We start from the raw sequence: 20,697 nt of genomic DNA on the forward strand, positions 1-20,697 counted from the left end.
GAGCGCCCTCGGCGAACCTTCAGAAGCTCCGCCTGGGGTTAGTCCCGAACTGAAGGCCCTTGAGTGCTCTCCAGGTCCAGGCGGGAGTATTGAAGGCTCCGTGCTCAAGCCATTCCTGGAAGCCGTGTTGCGCCCACTGACATCCTTTGGCGGGATTGAAGGAGCCGTAGGGGAATCTCCAGGACTCCAGGGAAACGAAGTTCATAGCCCGAGGGTGTGTGTCTGTTTTAAGAATCTCCGCAAGGGCTCCCATTTGAGCCTTGGTTGTTTGTGTGTCTGCCCAGGCAAGAAGAGCTGCGGCGTCTTCGTTGAGACCTTCAGGGTCAAAGCCTGTGCAAAGGCAGAGGTCGGCAAGGAACGGGAGGGCTTCTTTAGGGGCGCTAGTCGGGAGCTGTCGAATGATGTTCATCATGGTTACGGGTCCTGGCAGGTTGATGGTTAAACAGACGCTGTTACATGGATTCCCTGTTTCCAGGTGTCTCGCCCTATGGCGATGAGAAGCTCTCCTGTGGAGATCTCATGCCCGTGTTCCAGGTGGTCCTGATGGGTTTCCAAGAGAAAATCCTCTCGACCTGATTGGCCGTCACAAAGGGCAACCCCAAGGACTTCACCACTGTCAGCATCAATGACTGTGAAGCTGTAAGTGCTGCCGCGCTTGCGGTGCTTGAGGAGAGTTCCTGGAGCCTTGGCCGCTTGGGTCCATTCGTTGGCTGTGGTCTTCTTGATCATCTGGTGATTCCTTTTTTGAGGCTGAGGGGATCCCTTGGGGCTTTCTGGGGAGAGCCTTAGCTGGTAGATCTGGATGATTTATTTGTACCTGTGCTGTACCCGCTGGATACCAGAGAGCTATGGAATCGTGTAATCTTGTTGTCACTTGTTCAACGTTGTGTAACGCCATTGTTGGACATTGTTAAACAATCGTCAACACTTTGAGAGGATATTTTGTGAGCGATCAAAAGGTGGGCCATTCAGACCCGATGGTTAGCATGGGAGTGCGTCTTCCGCAGAGCGTTAAGGATGCGTTGGAGGAAGCGGCAAGAGGAGAGGGGCGGACACTCAGTAACTATGTCGTTAGGGTGCTCCAGGCACATCTCGTAGCAGCTCAGGCAGACAAGTCCTGACGCCCTTTAATCTGATTGAGAAAACCAACCAATATGGACATTACGCACAAGCATGCTGATCACTTGATCATCATTGAAGGCCAGCCTTTCAAGGCCAATGACTCTGGTATGTGGGATCTGACGGAGATCTGGCGAATCCTGAAGCTACCCAAAGGTAAAGCCCCTGCTCAGTGGCGGACCAATCAATCTAAGCGCCTAGAAGCTATGCAGAATTTGCACAGCTCCAATGGCTCCGGGTCTTGGGCAACCAAACGCGGCGCACTGGCATATGCTGCATGGGTCTCTGAGGAATTCGAGACAATGGTTTATGACGCCTTCGAGGCCATCCTTGAGATGCCCGAGGTTGCTCAATTGGTCGCTGTCAAAATGCAGAGCCTTGGCAAGAACCATAGCGCCGAAATCCTCAAGCGGCATATCACCGAGAACCAAGAGCGGAACTCTATTCTTCGGAAACTCAAGAAAGGTCCCCAGAAACCTAAGTCAGCAGAGCAAATAGAGCGCGAAAGGCTTTCCCGGATGGCTTACAGAAATGAGAGCAGGTCTAGGAAGCAAGGGGATCATATTTAGTTATGGTCTCGTGGGCGCTGTCTTCTGGGTCACGTAGGGGTTTGCTAGGGTTCAATATTCTAGGTAGCACCTAAAGGAGTCCGAGGAGGGCGCCAAATGATCAACCCGATAATCCAGGCGATGCAGGCTAGAGCGGAGTTGCTAGACATCCAGGAGAGCACCCAGGGCCTGGACGATGCCCTAGCGAATCTTGCGGGCTGGCTGGAGATGAGGCAGGAGGATTTACACGAGGATGACGTGACAGTCTTGTTAGAGGTCGGTGGGATTCTCTACAGGGAAGGACTTAAGCGAAGAATGGGAGAGTGAACAGGAGGAGGGCTCCAGGAGACCCTGTTGGATCTCCGTCTGGGTCTTCATGTATTCCAGGTGGGAGGATTCCTCGGGTTTCTCGATGGTGACTACGGCGGCGCCCTTGAGGATGTCCTCAATCATCATGTCGCAGGCCACAGAGAACCTTACGTCCAACCAGCGCGCAAAGAAGACGGCCAGCTTCGGGTGAGCCCAGGTGGCACCATACCGGCCTTTGGACACGTCAGTTAAAAGCGCGGATTTCGCGGCTTTAGAAAGTTCGTTGCAATAGTCAATTGTGTCAGGAGATCGCTTGAAGTGGCTTAGGTCCTTCCCGAACTCCTTAGCGGCCTTCGTCATATTGAAGTAGCCGTCTTCCCTGAAGGTGAACGTCTTCCCTTGCCAGTCCTTGGTAATCAGTTGGGTAGCTTGTTGTGTACTTTTTGCAGACATGAGGATGCTCCTAGGGTCCTCTCCGAGAGGCCCGTCATTGGAGCCATTTGCTTAAGTCAAAACCAGGGCAATGCCTCGAGCTCCAACCTGGAAGGCCCTCGTCATGATCCGGGGAGAGATCCCGGTGGCCTACAATCTTGGCACTCGAATATCTGGTTGTGAGCTGGCCCAGTAGGACCTTGAGGGTCTCGTACTGAGGCACGGTGAAGTTGTCCGAGGGTTTCCCCTGGGTATCGACACCACCGACCATGCAGACCCCTACGGAGTTGCTGTTGTGGCCTGCTACATGGGCGCCGATCTCAGTTTCTCTACGGCCAACTTCGATGGAGCCATCACGGCGAATCACATAGTGATAACCGATGGTCACGAAGCCCCGCTTGAGGTGCCACTGAGTGATTTCACGCTTTCCAATATCCGACTTTGGGCCGGTGGCTGAGCAATGAACAACGATGAGATCTGTACGGTCTCGGTCCTTGAGATAGGGCTTCGCCCGGTCTCTGACGCTTGGCTCAAAGCCGTAGCCATTTGAACTCAAGATGTCTTCGTCCTCTGTAAAACCGTAATCTAACGCAGTGAGTTTAGGCTCAACTTCAAGCTTCAGGATCTTCACTGCGCGGATCCGCAGGGTGACACCAGCGCCTAGGAGGGCGGTGTAGAAGGGGAACACGAAGACCGAGATGCGAGCAATGGTGCCAGTACCTATCTTCAGGTCATGGGTTAGGGCTTCGCCTTTACCATCGAACAGAGCGATTTTGCGCTCAACGACTTGCTGGGTCTTCTTGTCGGTGTAGCTTGCTTTCGACTTGAAGTTGAAGACCAGATAGTCAACGCCGTCCTCTTCGGTTTCCTCCATTGGGAGATCCGCCAGTTTCACCTTCTTGCCAGAGCCTTTCTTCTTGGCTTCAGCCTCTTGTACCTGCCGGTCGTGTTCAGCCTGCTGGACCTTCTCCAGGAGCTCCTGGAACTTGATCGCGCTCGGTTCGTCAGCACGAACTTTCAGCAGGGTCTTGTAGACGCCTGCGTCGTCGTACTGGGTGTCCGGTTTCAACAGGCAAGGCCGCATGAGTTCACCTGCTGGGGAGATCGCTGCTACCGAATAGTTATCCGCCATGAGATGCTTCTTTGCAGTCTTTGAGAGGCCCTCTATGAAGCCCTGAGAAGCTCCTGTGGTCAAACCTAAAGAGCCACACGGAAAGCGCGCGCTTAGGTGCTTGTCTAGGGAATCCCAAAGAGGTTCCAAAGGAAGCCGAAACAGATAGGCGCATATTGATTCATTTGCAATTATTGGCAGGCTATCTATTTGTGCAATAAAGGATCCCTAAGGACCCTCTACCCCTCGACTAACTCCGCTGCTTTACGGACCCTGAACACTGTAGTCCTATCCAGGCCGAGCTCTTTACCTATCGCGGTATCTCCTAGTCCTTCAGCCTTGAGAGCCAGGATACGTTCCAGTAGAGGCTCCCCTTTGGGTTTCCTTCCCTTGTACTTCCCATCAGCTTTGGCCTTCGCAATGCCTTCCCGCTGGCGCTCCAGCATCATCTCCCGTTCAAACTGAGCCACGGAACCCAATACGTTCAGCATCAGGCGCCCTCCCGCAGTCGTGGAGTCTATTCCCATGCCGAGGATATTCAGCCCTGCTCCGAGCTCATCGAGCCTCTTCAGGATCTCCCCTAGGTGATGAACGCTACGGGCGAGTCGGTCAAGCTTTGTGACTACCAGAAGGTCCCCCTTGCGGAGGTCCTGGAGCATCCTCTCAAGCTCTGGGCGATCAGCAACAGAGGAGACCTGTTCCTTGTAGAGCTTCTCCACACCAGCAGCTAATAGCTCTCTTTCCTGGGCTTCAAAGCCTGCTACCTGTTCGAGGGTTGAGGTTCGAGCATATCCAATGCGCATGATGAGTCTCCGTGAGGGAAGTGTTGCGTTGAAGTCTTAAGATGTCCTTACGGTAGTGTTGCAAATATCATAAGTCAACTCTAACGCAACACTTTTGCCCGTTCTCTGCAACGCTGCATTAGGGCAAGGTCTATTGCAACGGTGGCGCTGAATGGGTTCCCGATAGGACCATGGTCTGCCTTGGTCTTCCTACAGTGGCGCCCGCAGGCACGCACGAGTAAACGACCGGGAGCGCACCCAGGCAGGCACCCGCACGGGGGTACGGGCGGATACGCGAGCCTTAATAAGGGGGCTCACATTTTTCTCAAAATTCCAAAGCTCCTAATAGCTTGATCTGGTAAAAGGTAAGCATGATCAGAAGGGGGTCCTATGGGTGAAGCTTTCAAGTATTTACTACCTGCTCTACTTGCATTATTTGCGTGGTGGCTAAAAGTATCCCGTGAGCATAAAACTGTCGGTCGGGCCATTTTTGCGGAAATGCAGGCTCTTTCGGATATCGTTCAGGCTAGAGGTTATTTAAAGGGGCTTCACGATGTAGCTACTAAATTACGCGTAGCAGGTCCTTTTGCTGATCCTTTTCCATATCCAGTATCAGTCGGAGATCACTACAATCGTGTCTATGTGGCGAATCTTCAGAATCTTGGATTTTTAGAGGAAATTGAAGCGGGTTTGGTAGTACGGTTTTACCAGCTTGCCGAAAGCGTTGTAAGGGAGGTCACTGAGGGCGGAGTTCTTCACAAGGGTACCAATGACCCCGCAGTGTTTGATGAAAACGCTTGGATACTTCAGGAAGCGCTTAACGTCTTTAAGTCCATCAAGGAACTACGGGATCAACGCTCAAAACTTTTTTGGATGAGGCGTTACTGGATCGCCATTAGCTAAAGATGTTGGGCATTAGTTGGGGGTCTGGAGGGCCTCTAAGAGGATACCAAGCGCCTGAGCGACATCAGGAGAAAGGTGAACGCCAGCAGCAGCCGCAACAGCGACCACAAAAGCCCATGTGCGTTTATCACGGAGCAAGCTTTTAAGGCCCTGAAGGGGCGCACTTTTGCTCGGTTCATCGTGGGTTTGTACGATCATAATTCATCCTTGTTTGTTCTGATTTCTACTTTCAACATGGCTACGGCCTGGGCCATGACTTTAATAGGTTCTCGGCTGCCGTAGAGTCCAAAGGTCATGGAGCCGTCCTCATGGCCTACGAGCCGTTTAATGATTGAATCCTGAACGCCGGCTTCCCTGAGGTCGTCGATGAAGGTGTGACGGAAGCTATGGAAAACCTTTCTGGGATCTGTAACTCCACGCTTGTGGCGATACCTACCAAACCATTTACTAGGGGCGTGGCCCAGTTGCCCGCGTTTAGGGATTAACTCTGGGAAAACCCTTGAGGGGCTATCCACGTTCATTTTCTGGACATGCTCAAGGAATCCCATGCGGACTACATCTGAGTGAATGGGGACTAGCCGCTGGCTGCTTGGACTCTTCAGCTTTTGCTCCTGGTGAGTTGCAGCAATGCGAATACACGCGACCCCTTGGACAGTAACAATGTCATCTGTGTAGAGCTGACAGAGCTCCTCCATGCGTGCCCCCGTAGCTCTCCCGAGTATCACCAGCCAGAATCTCCAGGGATGCTTTTCAGATTCCTTGCGGAGAGCTTCACAGTCGAGGAGGGCGGTTATGTCCGAAGGATTGAAAGACAGTCGAGCATCCTTGGACGAGGTGGCTACCATCACTTTCATTCCCTTTAATGGGTTGTGGTCGATGTATTGGTTTTGAAGGCACCAATTGAAGAACGCAGAGACCTTTCTCAGGCGGTTATTCACGGTCACGGTGGAGATGGGGGTGTATTGCATTCCAGAGTCGATAACCTGCCGCAGGCTCTTACCGGAGAACTCAGGACGCAACCCGAAGTATTGAGGGCATTGGCTCAGTAACCCTTTGAAGGTCCTAGCATCGGTTGAGGTAAAAGCTGAAGGCTTGCGATCTCCCATCAGCTCGAAGAAGTCCCTTAGGCAGCGCTCAACCTCTTGGATATTTCCTTCCCGCCAGGAACCTCCCTGTTTGCCCTCAGCTATATAGTCATTCGCCAGAGACTCCAGAGTGGGTTCAACCTTTGCTTCTTGGAGGGATGTACTCATGACAGTTAGCGCCGAGATCGGAACGTTGAGCTCGGTAGCTGAGTCGTCGTGGAGCCACTGGTAGCATAGTTGGTTGAGGTCTCTCAGGGATTTCAGTGGGTTCCTGTTCAGATGCTCAGAAACGTTGAACGCCAAGCGCCCCGCGAGATAAAGGGCGGCTCGTCTATTCGTGACTCCCAAGCTAATGCGGAAAGTGGGTCTCCTATGGTCGAGGGCCTTGGGTAGCCTCAAGTTCAGGTAATACATGGTCTTGCGCCGGATGATGAAGGCCAAAGTGGGTCACCAGAGTGGTACAGCTAAGTGGTACAATGCTGACCACACCCTGAGGCTGACTGGAGGTCTTCGAGGTCTCACAGTGAGAATTGATCAGGGATTTTATAAGGGATTTCAGTAGGGCATTACCTTGGAAGCCCAGCCCATCGGTCCCCCCGCAACGATTACCCGTGAACCTGGTCAGAGCCGGAAGGCAGCAGCCACAGCGGGAACATTGTGTGCCGGGGTGTGGCTGGTGGGGTTGCCTCCATAACGCTCCCTTCTGTTTTACCTATTCCTGAATCCATATAGTCAGCCAGTCATCTGTGACCCTTATCGCACAGTGCACGACGGCCACTCCACGACTAGTGGCATACTCCCAAGCGTGTCTTTCCCCTGGCTACGAGGCTGTATGCACTCGGAACATTTTGATTTGTCCAGCCCTGTGTTCTTGCCGATCACCGAGCAAGCCTGTGCGGGTTTGCTGAGCGGTGACGGTGCAGCAGCGCTGGTAGCCCTGAGTGAGCCGGAGTTGGCGGCGGTGCTGGTGATCCAGAACCTGGCGCAGGTGCCCGAAAGCGACCTGAGCGCCAATGGTGCCGAAAAAGTGTTGGCCAAGCTGATTGACTGGGCGGTAGAGGCCAGCCATTCGGCAAGCGTCTCCCTACTCTCCGAGGCGCAGCGGCTGTTCGACCAAAGGAAGCTGTACTTCGGCCTCAATGTGGTCAAAAGCCTGAAGCTGCGTTTTCTGTTAGCGGAGGAAGTGCAGGCGCGCGACTATCTGTTGCCCAGCGGCAAGTGGGACGTAGAGTACAAAGTCCGCCATCTCAAGACCAATGATCCCTTCAGCAAGCAGATGGTCACGCCCAGGCATCGCGAGCGCTGGTTGAGTGCCGAGCAAGACAAGTTGGTCAGAACCTTCCGCGCCAACTTGAACGAAGACCTGCATGTTCAGGGCTATGCAGGTATCGGCAAGAGTCACCTGCTGGTGGCCTTGATGGAGCACTTGCGTCCGGAAAAGACTTTGTTGCTGGCGCGTACCCCGGCAAAGCTGGAAACCCTGCGTGCCCGTATGGTGGGCGTACGCGAGCGAAAGGCCGGGCACACCTTCCATGCATTCGCCCACGCCTTGATGCAGGGGCCCAGGCCCAAGCCGCTGACTGCGCAGGTGAGGGCGCCGAGCAAGCAGGCACTGGCTCAGGAGCTGAATATCTTCGGCTTTCGTGGCCTGCAAGGGCAGGCTGTGGTCGACGTTTGCCTCAACGTATTGCAAGCCTACTGCCGCTCCTGGGAATACAGCCTGTCGGCGAAGCACTTGCCGCATTTCAAACAGCCGCTGTCCAGCGTTGATGCCAGGGCACTGCTCGAATATGCCAGCCGGCTATGGAGCTATCTCGAAGCGAATCCGGCCTGGGGCAGCCAGACTGGGTTTGAAGCCTTGCTGATGATCAAGCGCGCCAGCCTCGCCGGCTGCGTGGTGCCCGAGCGTTATACCCACGTCCTTATCGACGAGAGCCAGGATATTCCGGCGCCGCTGCTGCAAATCATCGAGCGGGGCCGGCAGGTGCTGATAACCCTGGGGGATGAGTATCAGCAGGCCAGTGGAGTCATGGTCAGGCGCGCCCGTGAGGTGCGCCATACGGATGTGTGTTACTCCGTGCGCTCCGGACGCAATGTCGAGCGCCTGGTCAATCCCTTGATCAGCCAGCATTCGGATAAGAGCAAAGTGCTTTTCGAGGGGGCTCGGGATGCCGACGTCGGTATCGAGTTTTATCCGCTGGGCTTTGTACCGCCGCAAGGCTGCGTGGTATTGACCGCATCCCACTGGGACACAATGAAGTGGGCCATCCAGTTGAGCGAAGCCCGTTGTGCGTTCAGCCTGGCCGGTAAAGAAGCGCAGCAGTCGCTCAAGTATTTTATGGACACCGTGGTCGCGTTGTTCAAGCCTGACTTCTACAGCAGCGAGTTCAATGACAGCGGGCCCCACCCGTTTTTCAGCGATATGGCCGATTGGCAGCAAGTACGCGAGGCCTGCCAGTTCGATGAGGCGTTTCTCTGGGTCGAAGCTGAGCTGCAAAAAGGCTTTAATCTGGCGGATGTCACGCGCTTGAACAGGCAAAGCGGCCATCCGGATGAGCGCTGCCTCTTGATGTTGGCGCAAGACGCCGGTGGCATGGAGTTCAACCGGGTGTTGCTCACACCAGCGTTGTTGACCAACGTAAAGTTCCAGGATGCCTACGCGTTCGACCAGCGACTGTGTGCGGTGTATATCGCAATTTCGCGAGCAACCCAGCAGCTCTATCTGCCCTACGATGTGGTTGAGTGGCTCGACTATCACAAGTATCAGAAAACCCGCGAATTACACGGTTACTGAAGGATTTAATCCAGCTGTTTCACAACTTTGGAAAAGCCCTCTGGACAACCCCCAGACCGCCTTGTTAGCTTGCGCCGGCCACTTGTTTCAGAGCATGACAAGGGCATGGACTTGATATTGAAGTGCTATCGCTTCTCTAACTTACAAGGATGTCTGTCATGAAAAGCCTGCAAGGGTTGCCTCGACTTATCAGTGCCTCAGTCGGCGCTCCCGGCAAAGCCCGCAACTTGCCCGCCGATGTGCAGTGCATCCAATATTTATTCAACCTGATCATTCCCAAAATGGGCTTTGCCTTGCTGGAAAACGGCAAGTGCGATGGCCAGTTGGTGCAGTGCATCAGCCAGTATCAGTTCCGCCATCTCAAATATGCTCATCCCGATGGGGTGATCGACCCCACGGGGCGTACGTTCAACAGCTTGATCGAGGAAGCGGTGAAAGTACCCGTACGGGCCTTCCCGACCATGCGTATTCCGAGCTTTCTCAACGCATTGGGCAATAACAACGTCGATGCGGTGCAAGCCACGGTCAATGTCTACCTGAACCAGGTGCGTGCGGTGATCGAGGCCGAGCGGCGCAACCGCCAATTAATGCTGCAGGCCACCTGCGACGGCGGCACGACGCTGAGCGATACGGACTTCCAGAATGCTGCCAAGCAATTGGGCAACGGCATCTCGGTGAATGTGGTCAAGGCGTTCGCCACCATCGAGTCGGGCGGGAAGGTGGGGTTCGGGCCGGCCAAGCTGCCGATCATCGCCTTCGAAGGTCATCACTTTCGCAAGTACACCAAGCATATCTACGACCAGTCGCACCCGCTGCTGTCGTACGTCTACAAGAAAAAAGCCGGGCCGCAGTGGCAGACCAACAACAAGGACCAGGTCAAGGCCTGGGAAACCATGGCCACCGCTTTTGCTCTCGACCAGGAAGCGGCACTGATGTCGGCGTCCTGGGGGATGTTTCAGGTCATGGGGTTCAACTTCGCGTCGTGCGGGTTCAAGACGGTGTTCGAGTTTGCAGCGGCGTTAAAAGTAAACGCCGGTAATCAACTCAAGGCCTACCTCAGTTTTTGCAGCAAGAGCACGGCGCTGATGAGTGCGATGAAAAACAAGGATTTCACAGCCATGGCTCGTAACTATAACGGCGAGGACTACGGCAACTATGACGTGCTGATGAAACAAGCCTACGAAGCCTTTGAAGGGAAGAAATAAGATGATTCGTTTTCTGGCGATGGGAATGCTGTCGTTGTGCGCCGTGGCCCCCGCGTTTGCTGGTTCGGCCGCTTTGCATTCAGGCAAGTACGAAGGGTTGATGCTGGCGGTGACGCCCGGTAACCAGGTTGAAGGCTTTTATTCCGAAGCGATGGGCGAGGGCGTTAGCCGCCGTTGCACCTTCTACCTGCAAGGCAAGCCAGAGACGCTTACCACCTGGCTGGATGCTGCCTACCCTGGGAGTGTGGCAGTGGCGTCCGACGGTGTGGTCCTGACAGTGGAGCAGGGCCGTCAACACCCCGGCTGCATCAACGTGTTGATGCCGGAAATTGCCACGGGCCTGGACCTGACCCAGACCGCCAGCAAAAAGTGGATCGGGCTGGTGACGGTGTCTGCCGACAAGGCTTACCTTCTGAAAACTCCGGGGGCCAAGGCGGTCAAGCGTCCCTATATCGTCAAGGGTGATGTAGTGGGTGTGCTGGCGTTCAAGGACGGCTGGGCGCAGGTGGAGTTCATCAATGCGCACGACCGTTCCTTCACGGGCTGGATCAGCCAGGGCCAGTACACACGGTTGGCTGCACCGAAGCTCTGAGAAGCTCTGAAATGTGGGAGGGGGCTTGCTCCCGATGAGGAAGGGTCAGCTAGCACCTATATTGATTGACCCGCCGCTATCGGGAGCAAGCCCCCTCCCACATTTTGGCGGTGTTAGCCGAAGGTTTCGCGCAGTAGCCCGGAGAATGCATCCCGTGCAAGATGCCGCTGGGTATCTTTGTGCCAGAACAGCAAGTTGTCTACCGCTGCCAGTTCGTCGAACCGATACGATGCCAGCTGATTGGCCTGCTCATAACGCGCCAGGATGCCCTCCGGCGCCAAAGCCACGCCAATCCCCGCGCTGACGCAGCCGATGATCGTGCCCCAACTGGTATAGCTGGCAATCGCCGGCTTGAAGTCCTGGGGCTTGAGCCAGTTTTCCAGTGTTGCGCGGTAGGGGCAGCCGGGCGGCCACACCAATAATGTGCGGCCAGCCAGGTCTTCGGGGCTGTGGATGGGCGCGCTGGACGCGCTGGCGATCAGTACCAGGCGTTCGCTGTAGACCACGCTGTGCTCCAGCTTCGTGTGTTTGCCACTGGCGGCCACGAGGGCCACATCCAGACGATGGTGTTGCAGGTCGTCCAATAGTTGCGCCCAGGCGCCGGTCACCAACTCCAGGCTGACCTCGGGATAACGCCGGTGATACTCCGCCAACAGCGGCGGCAGGCGGCCGCTGGCGCTGGATTCCACCGCGCCGATGCGCAAGGTGCCACGGGGAATCGCGCTGGCATCCACCGCACGCTTGGACTCATCCACCAACGCCAGGATGCGCTCGCAGTAATCCAGGAAGATCTCACCCGCAGCACTGATCGCCAACCCGCGGCCGGCGCGGATAAACAACGGTGTGCCCAACTCGCTTTCCAGCTGCTTGATGCGGGTGGTGATGTTGGACGGCACACAGTGCAGTTGCAGGGCGGCCTGGGCCACGCTGCCGGTTTGCGCCACGGCTCGCACCATTTTCAGTTGGGCCAGTTCCATTGCTCAGTTCCAGTGATTTCAGAAGTCAGAAACGCTTAATTGTCCTACGCCTGGCCCGGGCCAAGACTGACGGCACTCCTTCTTTTATGGATGCCATCGATGAGTACCCCGTCACCGCTCAAGCTTACGCTAGTCATTGCCAGCGTCATCCTCTGTTGGGCTTATTCACCCATAGGCGTGCATATGGGGCTGCACAGCTACAGCCCTGGCCAATTGGCGTTGCTGCGTTTCTTGATTGCGTCGCTATTCATGGCGGCTGTGGCCTGGGTAGTCGGCATTGGCCGGCCCCAGGTGCGCGACCTGCCGTGGCTGCTGGTGCTGGGTTTCTTCGGGGTGTTCCTGCACCACACCAGCCTCAATCACGGGCAGCAATGGGTGACAGCGGCGGCGTCGAGTGTGTTGGCACAGTCGGCGCCGCTGTTCAGTGTGTTGATCGCTTTTTTCTGTTTGCAGGAGCGCGTCAGCATCTGGCGTTGGAGCTGTGTACTGTTGGGGTTGGCCGGCGTGCTGGTGGTGATCTGGGGCGATCATGGTGTAGGCGATATCGACCCGCGCGGCTTGTTGATCCTGCTGGCGGCCTGCTCATGGAGCGTGTACTTCGCCATCCAGAGGCATTACGCCCATCGCTACAGTCCGTTGACGATGGCGTGCTACATGGTCTGGTCCGGCACCTTGATGCTGTGCGTGAACCTGCCGGGCCTGCCTGCCGCTATCGTGCAGGCGCCGTTGCGGGAGAACCTCGCGGTGCTGGTGTTGGGTATTTTTCCCAGTGCGTTGGCCTATCTGGCCTGGGGTTATGTGCTCAAGCACGTCGAAGTCAGCCGCGCTTCGGTGGCGATGTACCTGATTCCGCCGGTTGCCATGGTGATGGCCGCCACGCTGCTCGGTGAACAGGTGACCCTGCAGGTGATGCTGGGTGCGGTGATCGTGCTGACCAGCGTCGCCGCTATCAGCCTGGAGGGACGCTGGCGCTCAATCGTGCGGCCGGCACACCCGCAGACGCCATCTGGACGGGCAATCAAGCCAGCTTCGTCAGATTAGACGAGCGTGCCGGATGCAATTTCCCCCCTGCTCCGCTAGCATTACCGGCTTCCGCTTCCCAGTTGCGACGGTTTTCGATGAGTTATCAGGTTCTTGCACGTAAATGGCGCCCGCGCTCGTTCCGCGAAATGGTCGGCCAGACCCATGTGCTCAAGGCTCTGATCAATGCCTTGGACAGCCAGCGGCTGCACCACGCCTATCTGTTCACCGGTACTCGCGGGGTGGGCAAGACCACCATTGCGCGCATCATCGCCAAGTGCCTGAACTGTGAGACCGGTATCACGTCAACGCCTTGCGGCACCTGTTCGGTCTGCCGCGAGATCGACGAAGGGCGTTTCGTCGACCTGATCGAGATCGACGCCGCAAGCCGCACCAAGGTCGAAGATACCCGCGAGCTGCTCGACAACGTGCAGTACGCGCCGAGCCGTGGGCGCTTCAAGGTCTACCTGATCGACGAAGTGCACATGCTGTCCAGCCACTCCTTCAATGCGCTGTTGAAAACCCTGGAAGAGCCGCCGCCCTACGTTAAGTTCATCCTGGCCACCACCGACCCGCAGAAACTTCCTGCAACCATTTTGTCGCGGTGCCTGCAGTTCTCGCTGAAGAACATGACGCCCGAGCGCGTGGTCGAGCATTTGACCCATGTGCTGGGTGTCGAGAACGTACCGTTCGAAGACGACGCCCTGTGGTTGCTGGGCCGCGCTGCCGACGGTTCGATGCGCGACGCCATGAGCCTCACCGACCAGGCCATCGCTTTTGGCGAAGGCAAGGTGATGGCTGCCGATGTGCGCGCCATGCTCGGTACCCTGGACCACGGCCAGGTCTTCGACGTGCTGCACGCGCTGATCGAGGGCGACGCCAAGGCATTGCTTGAGGCCGTGCGCCACCTGTCGGAGCAAGGCCCGGACTGGAATGGCGTACTCTCGGAAATCCTCAATGTGCTGCACCGCGTCGCTATCGCCCAGGCCCTGCCGGAAGGCGTGGATAACGGCCATGGCGATCGCGACCGCGTGTTGGCCCTGGCCCAGGCATTACCGGCCGAGGATGTGCAGTTTTACTACCAGATGGGCCTGATCGGCCGCCGCGACCTGCCCCTGGCGCCGGACCCGCGAGGTGGCTTTGAAATGGTGCTGCTGCGGATGCTGGCGTTCCGGCCGGCGGATTCGGCAGACGCGCCGAGACAGCCGCTAAAGCCAGTGGGGATCAGCCAGGCCACAGTTGATTCCGCCAAACCAGTGGCTGGCGCGGCCGTTGTCGCGCCAGTAGTGTCTGCGCCGGTGGCGCCGGCACCTGAGCCCGAACCTGCGCCGGCTGCAGTGGCACCTGTGGTTGAGCCCGAGCCGGTTATCGAGCCCGCCCCCGTGGTCGACCTGCCCTGGAACGATCCGGTCGAAGCAGAGGCTGAGCCCGAGGCTGAGCAACAGCCCGCCGTAGAACCCGTACTGGAAACTGCCGGCGAGCAGCCGGAGCTGACGCCGATGCCTGCGCCGACCCCGGACAGCGTGGTGCCGGATGCCCCTGAGTGGGTATCGGCGCCGGTTCCCGAGCCGACGGTAGCCCAGGTCGAGGCCGCGACCCCCGGCATCGACCTGGACGACGAACCGCCGCTGGACGAAGACTACATCGAGCCGGACATGGATTCGGCCTACAGCTACCTGGACGAATTGGCCAGCGAGCACACCGCCGAGCCAGCGCCCGAGCCCGAGGCAGAACCGGCTGCGGCCCCGGCCACCGGCCTGGCCCTGCAATGGCTGGAATTGTTTCCGAAATTGCCGATCTCCGGCATGACCGGGAGTATCGCCGCCAACTGCACACTGATCTCCATCGAGGGCGACCATTGGCTGCTGCACCTGGATCCGGCCCACAGCGCCTTGTTCAATGCGACCCAGCAGCGTCGGCTCAACGATGCGCTCAACCAATACCATGGGCGCACGCTGACCATCGCCATCGAACTGATCAAGCCCGAGCAGGAAACCCCGGCCCAGGCCGCGACCCGTCGGCGTCTGAACCGCCAGCGCGAGGCTGAGGATTCGATCCACGCTGATCCGCTTATCCAACAAATGATGCAACAGTTCGGTGCGGTCGTCCGCCACGATACTATTGAACCTGTCGAAGCCCCGGTGCCCCAAGCGTCATGACACCGGGCTATTTATTGATCCACGTACTTTTGAGGTGATTCCCATGATGAAAGGTGGCATGGCCGGCCTGATGAAGCAGGCACAGCAGATGCAGGAAAAAATGGCCAAGATGCAGGAAGAACTGGCCAACGCCGAAGTCACCGGTAAAGCCGGTGGCGATATGGTCAGCGTGGTGATGACCGGTCGTCACGACATCAAGCGTGTCAGCATCGACCCTAGCGTGTTGCCTGGCGTGGGCGAAGATGACCTGGAAATGCTCGAAGCGTTGTTCGCCGCAGCCGTCAACGATGCTGTGCGCAAGATCGAAGCCAATAGCCAGGACAAAATGTCCGGCGTGACGGCTGGCATGCAGCTGCCACCGGGCATGAAACTGCCGTTCTGATACAAACGTTGGCTAGACTCAAATGCCGGGCATTGCGCCTGGCATTTTTTTTGCGCGCACGAAACATCGAACCCCGGCCCGTTGCCTATGGTCTGCACCCTATACCGCTGAATTCTCATCGATAAAAGGAGCCCCGCTGATGCCTCAAGAAATGACGCTCAACCAACGCATCGTTCTGGTCTCACGCCCTCAAGGCGCACCCACGCCGGAAAACTTCCGCCTGGAACGTATAAGCCTGCCGGATCTGGCAGACGGTCAGGTGCTGCTCAAGACGCTGTACCTGTCTTTGGACCCCTACATGCGTGGACGCATGAGTGACGCGCCGTCCTACGCCGCACCCGTGGAAATCGGCGAAGTGATGACCGGCGGTGCTGTCAGCCGTGTCGAGCAATCACGCAACCCGAAATTCGAGGTAGGTGATCTGGTGGTCGGTGCCACCGGCTGGCAGAGCCACAGTATCTGCGACGGCAAGAACCTGATGCCATTGCCCAAGGGGCTTGCGAGCCCGTCGATGGCTCTGGGCGTGTTGGGTATGCCAGGCATGACCGCTTACATGGGCCTGATGGATATCGGCCAGCCGAAAGCCGGGGAAACCCTGGTGGTGGCGGCTGCGTCCGGCGCGGTGGGCTCGGTGGTGGGGCAGGTGGCCAAGCTCAAGGGCTTGCGCGTGGTGGGGGTTGCTGGCGGTGCCGACAAGTGCCGCTATGTGGTGGATGAGCTGGGCTTTGACGCCTGTATCGACCACAAGAGCGCAGACTTCGCCCATGAGTTGGCCCTGGCCTGTTTCAAAGGCGTGGACATTTATTTCGAAAACGTCGGCGGTAAGGTCTTCGATGCGGTGCTGCCGCTGCTCAATGCCAAGGCGCGCGTGCCGCTGTGCGGGTTGATCGCCGGCTATAACGCCCATGAAACCCCCAGCGGCCCTGATCGCCTGCCGGCACTGCAACGCACCTTGCTGACCAAGCGTGTGCGTATCCAGGGCTTTATCGTGTTCGACGACTATGGCGACCGCCAGCCGGAATTCCTCAGCGCCATGGCGCCGTGGGTGCGCGATGGCAAGATCAAGTTCCGCGAGGATGTGGTCGATGGCCTGGAGCAAGCGCCTGAAGCCTTTATCGGCTTGCTGGAGGGACGCAACTTCGGCAAGTTGGTGGTGCGCGTCGCGCAAGATTGAGTATTTGACGCTAATCCGGGGCGCGGGTATAAACCGCGTCTCGTTGTTTTGTCGGACCCTTCGCCCATGAGCTTCAGCCCCCTGATTCGCCAACTGATCGACGCCCTGCGCACCTTGCCAGGTGTTGGCCAGAAAACTGCCCAGCGCATGGCGCTGCAACTGCTGGAGCGTGATCGCAGTGGCGGCACCCGCCTGGCCCAGGCTCTGAGCCAGGCCATGGAAGGCGTGGGCCACTGCCGTCAGTGCCGCACCCTCACCGAAGAAGAACTTTGCCCGCAATGCGCCGACCCCCGTCGCGACGACACGTTGCTCTGCGTGGTGGAGGGGCCGATGGATGTGTATGCAGTGGAGCAGACCGGTTATCGCGGCCGCTACTTTGTGCTCAAGGGCCACCTGTCGCCGCTCGACGGTTTGGGGCCGGAAGCCATCGGTATCCCGCAACTGGTCGCGCGCATTGAAGAGCAGGGCACCTTTAGCGAAGTGATCCTGGCGACCAACCCGACGGTGGAAGGTGAAGCCACGGCGCATTACATCGCCCAACTGCTGACCAACAAGGGCTTGATCACTTCTCGGATTGCCCATGGCGTGCCGTTGGGGGGCGAGTTGGAGTTGGTGGATGGCGGTACCTTGGCGCACTCGTTCGCAGGCCGCAAGCCGATCGCCCTCTAACGCCCATTGCAGCCCCCAATGTGGGAGCTGGCTTGCCTGCGATAGCATCACCACGGTGTAACTGAAAAACCGAGGCGCTTGCATCGCGGGCAAGCCCGGCTCCCACATTGGTTTTGTGGTGTCGGTGAAAATCGTGTACAGCTTGATAACCAAGCAAGCGCTTGGTAAGTTCGTTCCATCTCGCCATGGAGCTTGCCGATGTCTGCCTATCAGGAATACTTCGACCCCAGCCACCAATTGGTCCGCGATAGCGTGCGCCGGTTTGTCGAGCGCGAGATGTTGCCGGGGATCGAGCACTGGGAGGAGGCTGAGAGCTTTCCTCGTGAGCTTTACCTCAAAGCCGGAGCGGCGGGCATTCTTGGGATCGGCTACCCCGAGGCATTGGGTGGAAGCCACGAAGGCGATCTGTTCGCCAAGGTCGCCGCCAGCGAAGAACTGATGCGTTGCGGTTCCGGTGGTGTGGTGGCCGGGCTCGGCTCCCTGGATATCGGCCTGCCGCCCATCGTCAAATGGGCCCGGCCTGACGTGCGGGAGCGTATAGCGCCCCTGGTGCTGGCCGGCGAGAAAATCATCGCCCTGGCGGTTACCGAACCGAGTGGCGGCTCTGATGTCGCCAACCTGCACACCCGCGCCGTGCGTGACGGTGAGCACTACCGTGTGAGCGGTGCCAAGACCTTTATCACCAGCGGCATTCGGGCGGATTTCTATACCGTGGCGGTGCGCACCGGCGGGCCGGGCTTCGGCGGTATCAGCCTGTTGCTGATTGAAAAAGACACCCCCGGTTTCACCGTTGGCCAGCCGCTGAAGAAGATGGGCTGGTGGGCGTCGGACACGGCCGAGTTATTTTTCGACGACTGCCACGTGCCCGTCGGCAACCTCATCGGCGCTGAAAACATGGGGTTTGCCTGCATCATGGGCAACTTCCAGAGCGAGCGCCTGGCGCTGGCGCTGATGGCCAACATGACCGCGCAACTGGCCCTGGAAGAAAGCCTCAAGTGGGCCGCCCAGCGCGAAGCGTTCGGTAAACCCATCGGCAAGTTCCAGGTGCTCAAGCACCGCCTGGCGGAAATGGCCACTGCCGTGGAAGTGTCCCGCGAGTTCACTTACCGTCAGGCGGCGAAGATGGCCGCTGGCAAGAGCGTGATCAAGGAGATTTCCATGGCCAAGAACCTGGCCACGGATACAGCTGACCGGGTGACCTATGACGCGGTGCAGATGTTGGGCGGGCAGGGGTACATGCGGGGTAGCCTGGTGGAGCGGCTGTATCGGGATAATCGCATTCTGTCGATTGGTGGGGGGACGCGGGAGGTGATGAACGAAATCATCAGCAAGCAGATGGGGTTGTGAACCGGGGTGTTCTCTCGGGCCTCATCGCGGGCAAGCCCGGCTCCCACAGGGGAATGCATTCCAAGGTGGGAGCCGGGCTTGCCCGCGATGACTGCAGTACTGACGACCCTTACCTTTCAGTCAGCCCAAACTGCGTCAGGCAAAACGTGGGAATCCCCATGTCTTCCAACCGCTGCGAACCACCCAGTTCCGGTAAATCAATAATCGCCGCCGCTTCAAAGATCTGCGCGCCCATGCGCCGTACCAGGTTGGCCGCAGCAATCAGGGTGCCACCCGTGGCGATCAGGTCATCGAATATCAGCACCGAATCACCTTCGCACAGGCTGTCGGCGTGTACTTCCAGGAAGGCTTCGCCGTACTCGGTCTGGTAACCCTCGGCCAGCACATCCGCCGGCAGCTTGCCTTGCTTGCGAAACAGGATCAGCGGCTTGTTGAGCTGGTAGGCGATGATCGAACCGATCAGGAAACCGCGGGCATCCATCGCACCGATATGCGTGAAATCGGCTTCGACATAGCGCTGGGCAAAGCTGTCGGCTACCAGGCGCAGGGCGCGGGGTGATTGGAACAGCGGGGTGATGTCACGAAAGATAACCCCAGGCTTGGGGAAGTCGATGACAGGGCGAATCAGGGATTTGATGTCGAACGAATCGAAGGTCATCGTCGCAGAGTCCTGGGCGGAAAACGGACTCGAAGTATACCTGCGGCCTTGCCGATTGGCGCGGCCGCAGTGTCTGGATCAGACCTCCAGTGAGCCCCCGGCCAATGCGCAAAGCTGGATCGGGTCGAGGATATGCACTTCCTTGCCCTCGGCAGCAATCAACTGGTTCTGCTGGAAGCGGGTAAACACGCGGGACACGGTCTCAACTGCCAGGCCCAGGTAATTGCCGATTTCATTACGCGACATGCTCAGGCGGAACTGGTTGGCCGAGAAACCACGGGCACGGAAGCGCGCCGACAGGTTGACCAGGAACGTCGCGATGCGCTCGTCGGCGGTTTTCTTCGACAGCAGCAGCATCATTTGTTGATCGTCACGAATCTCGCGGCTCATCACGCGCATCAATTGGCGGCGCAGTTGTGGCAATTGCAGGGCCAATTCGTCCAGGCGCTCGAAAGGAATTTCGCACACCGACGTCGTCTCCAGGGCCTGGGCCGACACCGGGTGAATCTCGGTGTCCATTCCCGACAGCCCGACCAACTCGCTGGGCAGGTGGAAGCCGGTGATTTGTTCTTCGCCGCCGTCGCTGAGGCTGAACGTCTTCAATGCGCCCGAACGTACTGCATAGACGGAATCAAACTTGTCGCCCTGGCGAAACAAAAATTCGCCTTTTTTCAATGGGCGGCCGCGTTTGACGATGTCGTCCAGCGCATCCATGTCTTCCAGATTCAACGAAAGTGGCAGGCAGAGGGGAGCCAGGCTGCAATCCTTGCAATGGGCCTGGCTGTGAGCGCGCAGTTTAACTGGCTCGGACATTTCTTAAATCCTTGTGGGAAAACACACATAAGACGTAAGGGTAACGCACTGGGGTGTATGGAGGCCAGCGTGTACAAAAAACCTGTCGGTATATAAAGATCTGGCTAAAACCGCCGATAGTACTGCTATCGACTACAAATACGGCGACTCAAAACATGTTAGCCCTCAGTACTCAACTCGCTTCGCGTACTCAGATCCAGGCACAGCCCGAAACCAAGAAAGCTGCCGATTCCGATGTTGCCGCGATTCCGACAGCGGATGAAGCCAAGCCTGCCGTTTCGGTGACCATTTCCGGCGCCGCGATGAAAGCTGCCGCGGCGGAAAAAACCTCAAACAGTGACATCGACGAAAGCGGCCTGGCGGACAACGTCAAGAATCTGCTCAAGATGATTCGTGAGATCAAAAAGCAGATTGCCGAGAAACAGGCTGAGATGGCAGCGGTAATGGCCGACAGAAGTCTCAGCCCTGAACAGGCCCGTGCCCGGCTCTCCGGGCTGCAGTCAGCGTTGAGCGCGCTGCAAGCCAGCTTGACCAGCGCCCAGGCATCCCTGACCAAGGCGATGAAAGACATGAGCGCGGGTGATGCGGTCAAGGCCGCGAGCCTGGCCATGAAGTAAG

Annotated in this window: 20 protein-coding genes and 1 other RNA gene; 13 read left to right on the forward strand and 8 right to left on the reverse strand. The window is 57.8% G+C overall.

From position 1 onward, the window contains the following. Window positions 1-438: 438 nt before the first annotated feature. Window positions 439-729 carry a hypothetical protein gene (locus tag E4O98_RS07825; RefSeq protein WP_248134626.1) on the reverse strand — a complete coding sequence of 97 codons (291 nt, stop codon included), beginning with the start codon at window positions 727-729 and terminating at the stop codon, window positions 439-441. Between the two features lie 425 nt (window positions 730-1,154). Between E4O98_RS07825 and E4O98_RS07830 the strand changes: the two genes are divergently transcribed. After that, on the forward strand, window positions 1,155-1,688 hold the full coding sequence (locus E4O98_RS07830) for a KilA-N domain-containing protein (protein WP_248134628.1): 534 nt from the start codon (window positions 1,155-1,157) through the stop codon (window positions 1,686-1,688). Window positions 1,689-1,937: 249 nt separating this feature from the next. Here E4O98_RS07830 and E4O98_RS07835 read toward each other — a convergent pair whose 3' ends face one another. The 3 genes from E4O98_RS07835 to E4O98_RS07845 form a co-directional block, all read right to left on the reverse strand. Further along, entirely contained in the window at window positions 1,938-2,429 is a 492-nt protein-coding gene (locus tag E4O98_RS07835; protein ID WP_248134630.1) for a KilA-N domain-containing protein, read from the reverse strand. A gap of 34 nt (window positions 2,430-2,463) precedes the next feature. Further along, a complete protein-coding gene (locus E4O98_RS07840; RefSeq protein ID WP_248134633.1) occupies window positions 2,464-3,540 on the reverse strand; it encodes an N-acetylmuramoyl-L-alanine amidase in 1,077 nt (358 codons plus the stop codon). Window positions 3,541-3,758: 218 nt separating this feature from the next. Then, window positions 3,759-4,322 (reverse strand): recombinase family protein, encoded by a 564-nt coding sequence (locus E4O98_RS07845; protein ID WP_248134635.1) that lies wholly within the window; start codon window positions 4,320-4,322, stop codon window positions 3,759-3,761. Between the two features lie 369 nt (window positions 4,323-4,691). Here E4O98_RS07845 and E4O98_RS07850 point away from each other — a divergent pair, with 369 nt between their 5' ends. Further along, the gene (locus tag E4O98_RS07850) at window positions 4,692-5,204 is read left to right on the forward strand and encodes a RidA family protein (protein ID WP_248134637.1); all 513 of its coding nucleotides are present in this window, start codon (window positions 4,692-4,694) and stop codon (window positions 5,202-5,204) included. 194 nt (window positions 5,205-5,398) lie between these two features. Here the strand turns inward: E4O98_RS07850 and E4O98_RS07855 are convergent, their stop codons facing one another. After that, window positions 5,399-6,703 carry a site-specific integrase gene (locus E4O98_RS07855; protein ID WP_248134639.1) on the reverse strand — a complete coding sequence of 435 codons (1,305 nt, stop codon included), beginning with the start codon at window positions 6,701-6,703 and terminating at the stop codon, window positions 5,399-5,401. Between the two features lie 171 nt (window positions 6,704-6,874). Here E4O98_RS07855 and ffs point away from each other — a divergent pair. The 4 genes from ffs to E4O98_RS07875 all read left to right on the forward strand — a co-directional run bounded on the left by ffs (window position 6,875) and on the right by E4O98_RS07875 (window position 10,880). After that, an RNA gene (gene ffs / locus E4O98_RS07860) (signal recognition particle sRNA small type) lies at window positions 6,875-6,971 on the forward strand. A 150-nt stretch (window positions 6,972-7,121) separates the two neighbouring features. Then, window positions 7,122-9,083, forward strand: coding sequence for an AAA family ATPase (locus tag E4O98_RS07865; protein WP_103733636.1), 1,962 nt, complete (start codon window positions 7,122-7,124; stop codon window positions 9,081-9,083). Between the two features lie 158 nt (window positions 9,084-9,241). Next, window positions 9,242-10,288 carry an N-acetylmuramidase family protein gene (locus tag E4O98_RS07870; RefSeq protein ID WP_032879947.1) on the forward strand — a complete coding sequence of 349 codons (1,047 nt, stop codon included), beginning with the start codon at window positions 9,242-9,244 and terminating at the stop codon, window positions 10,286-10,288. A gap of 1 nt (window position 10,289) precedes the next feature. Next, a complete protein-coding gene (locus tag E4O98_RS07875) occupies window positions 10,290-10,880 on the forward strand; it encodes a hypothetical protein (protein WP_078822042.1) in 591 nt (196 codons plus the stop codon). 113 nt (window positions 10,881-10,993) lie between these two features. Here the strand turns inward: E4O98_RS07875 and E4O98_RS07880 are convergent, their stop codons facing one another. Beyond that, window positions 10,994-11,857 carry a LysR substrate-binding domain-containing protein gene (locus E4O98_RS07880; RefSeq protein WP_223018109.1) on the reverse strand — a complete coding sequence of 288 codons (864 nt, stop codon included), beginning with the start codon at window positions 11,855-11,857 and terminating at the stop codon, window positions 10,994-10,996. A 99-nt stretch (window positions 11,858-11,956) separates the two neighbouring features. Between E4O98_RS07880 and E4O98_RS07885 the strand changes: the two genes are divergently transcribed. From E4O98_RS07885 to E4O98_RS07910, 6 genes are all read left to right on the forward strand, one after another. Continuing rightward, window positions 11,957-12,898 carry a DMT family transporter gene (locus E4O98_RS07885; protein WP_103733639.1) on the forward strand — a complete coding sequence of 314 codons (942 nt, stop codon included), beginning with the start codon at window positions 11,957-11,959 and terminating at the stop codon, window positions 12,896-12,898. A gap of 77 nt (window positions 12,899-12,975) precedes the next feature. Beyond that, a complete protein-coding gene (gene dnaX / locus E4O98_RS07890) occupies window positions 12,976-15,036 on the forward strand; it encodes a DNA polymerase III subunit gamma/tau (protein ID WP_223018111.1) in 2,061 nt (686 codons plus the stop codon). 43 nt (window positions 15,037-15,079) lie between these two features. Beyond that, on the forward strand, window positions 15,080-15,418 hold the full coding sequence (locus E4O98_RS07895) for a YbaB/EbfC family nucleoid-associated protein (RefSeq protein WP_003193199.1): 339 nt from the start codon (window positions 15,080-15,082) through the stop codon (window positions 15,416-15,418). 139 nt (window positions 15,419-15,557) lie between these two features. Then, complete coding sequence (locus tag E4O98_RS07900) at window positions 15,558-16,592, forward strand: NADP-dependent oxidoreductase (RefSeq protein WP_248134641.1); 1,035 nt, start codon at window positions 15,558-15,560, stop codon at window positions 16,590-16,592. A gap of 66 nt (window positions 16,593-16,658) precedes the next feature. Next, window positions 16,659-17,261, forward strand: a complete 603-nt coding sequence (recR, locus tag E4O98_RS07905) for a recombination mediator RecR (RefSeq protein ID WP_005790294.1) — start codon at window positions 16,659-16,661, stop codon at window positions 17,259-17,261. A 198-nt stretch (window positions 17,262-17,459) separates the two neighbouring features. Next, the gene (locus E4O98_RS07910; RefSeq protein ID WP_228308824.1) at window positions 17,460-18,608 is read left to right on the forward strand and encodes an acyl-CoA dehydrogenase family protein; all 1,149 of its coding nucleotides are present in this window, start codon (window positions 17,460-17,462) and stop codon (window positions 18,606-18,608) included. A gap of 109 nt (window positions 18,609-18,717) precedes the next feature. Here the strand turns inward: E4O98_RS07910 and E4O98_RS07915 are convergent, their stop codons facing one another. Both E4O98_RS07915 and fnr read right to left on the reverse strand, forming a co-directional pair. After that, window positions 18,718-19,266 (reverse strand): adenine phosphoribosyltransferase, encoded by a 549-nt coding sequence (locus E4O98_RS07915; protein WP_005790291.1) that lies wholly within the window; start codon window positions 19,264-19,266, stop codon window positions 18,718-18,720. A gap of 78 nt (window positions 19,267-19,344) precedes the next feature. Further along, window positions 19,345-20,079, reverse strand: a complete 735-nt coding sequence (gene fnr, locus E4O98_RS07920; RefSeq protein WP_005790290.1) for a fumarate/nitrate reduction transcriptional regulator Fnr — start codon at window positions 20,077-20,079, stop codon at window positions 19,345-19,347. Window positions 20,080-20,234: 155 nt separating this feature from the next. On the opposite strand from fnr, the gene E4O98_RS07925 reads away from it, so the two are divergent. Then, window positions 20,235-20,696, forward strand: a complete 462-nt coding sequence (locus E4O98_RS07925; protein WP_032879954.1) for a hypothetical protein — start codon at window positions 20,235-20,237, stop codon at window positions 20,694-20,696. Window position 20,697 lies beyond the last annotated feature (1 nt).

This window comes from Pseudomonas sp. W2Jun17, assembly GCF_023127795.1.
Taxonomy (GTDB): Bacteria; Pseudomonadota; Gammaproteobacteria; order Pseudomonadales; family Pseudomonadaceae; genus Aquipseudomonas; species Aquipseudomonas synxantha_A.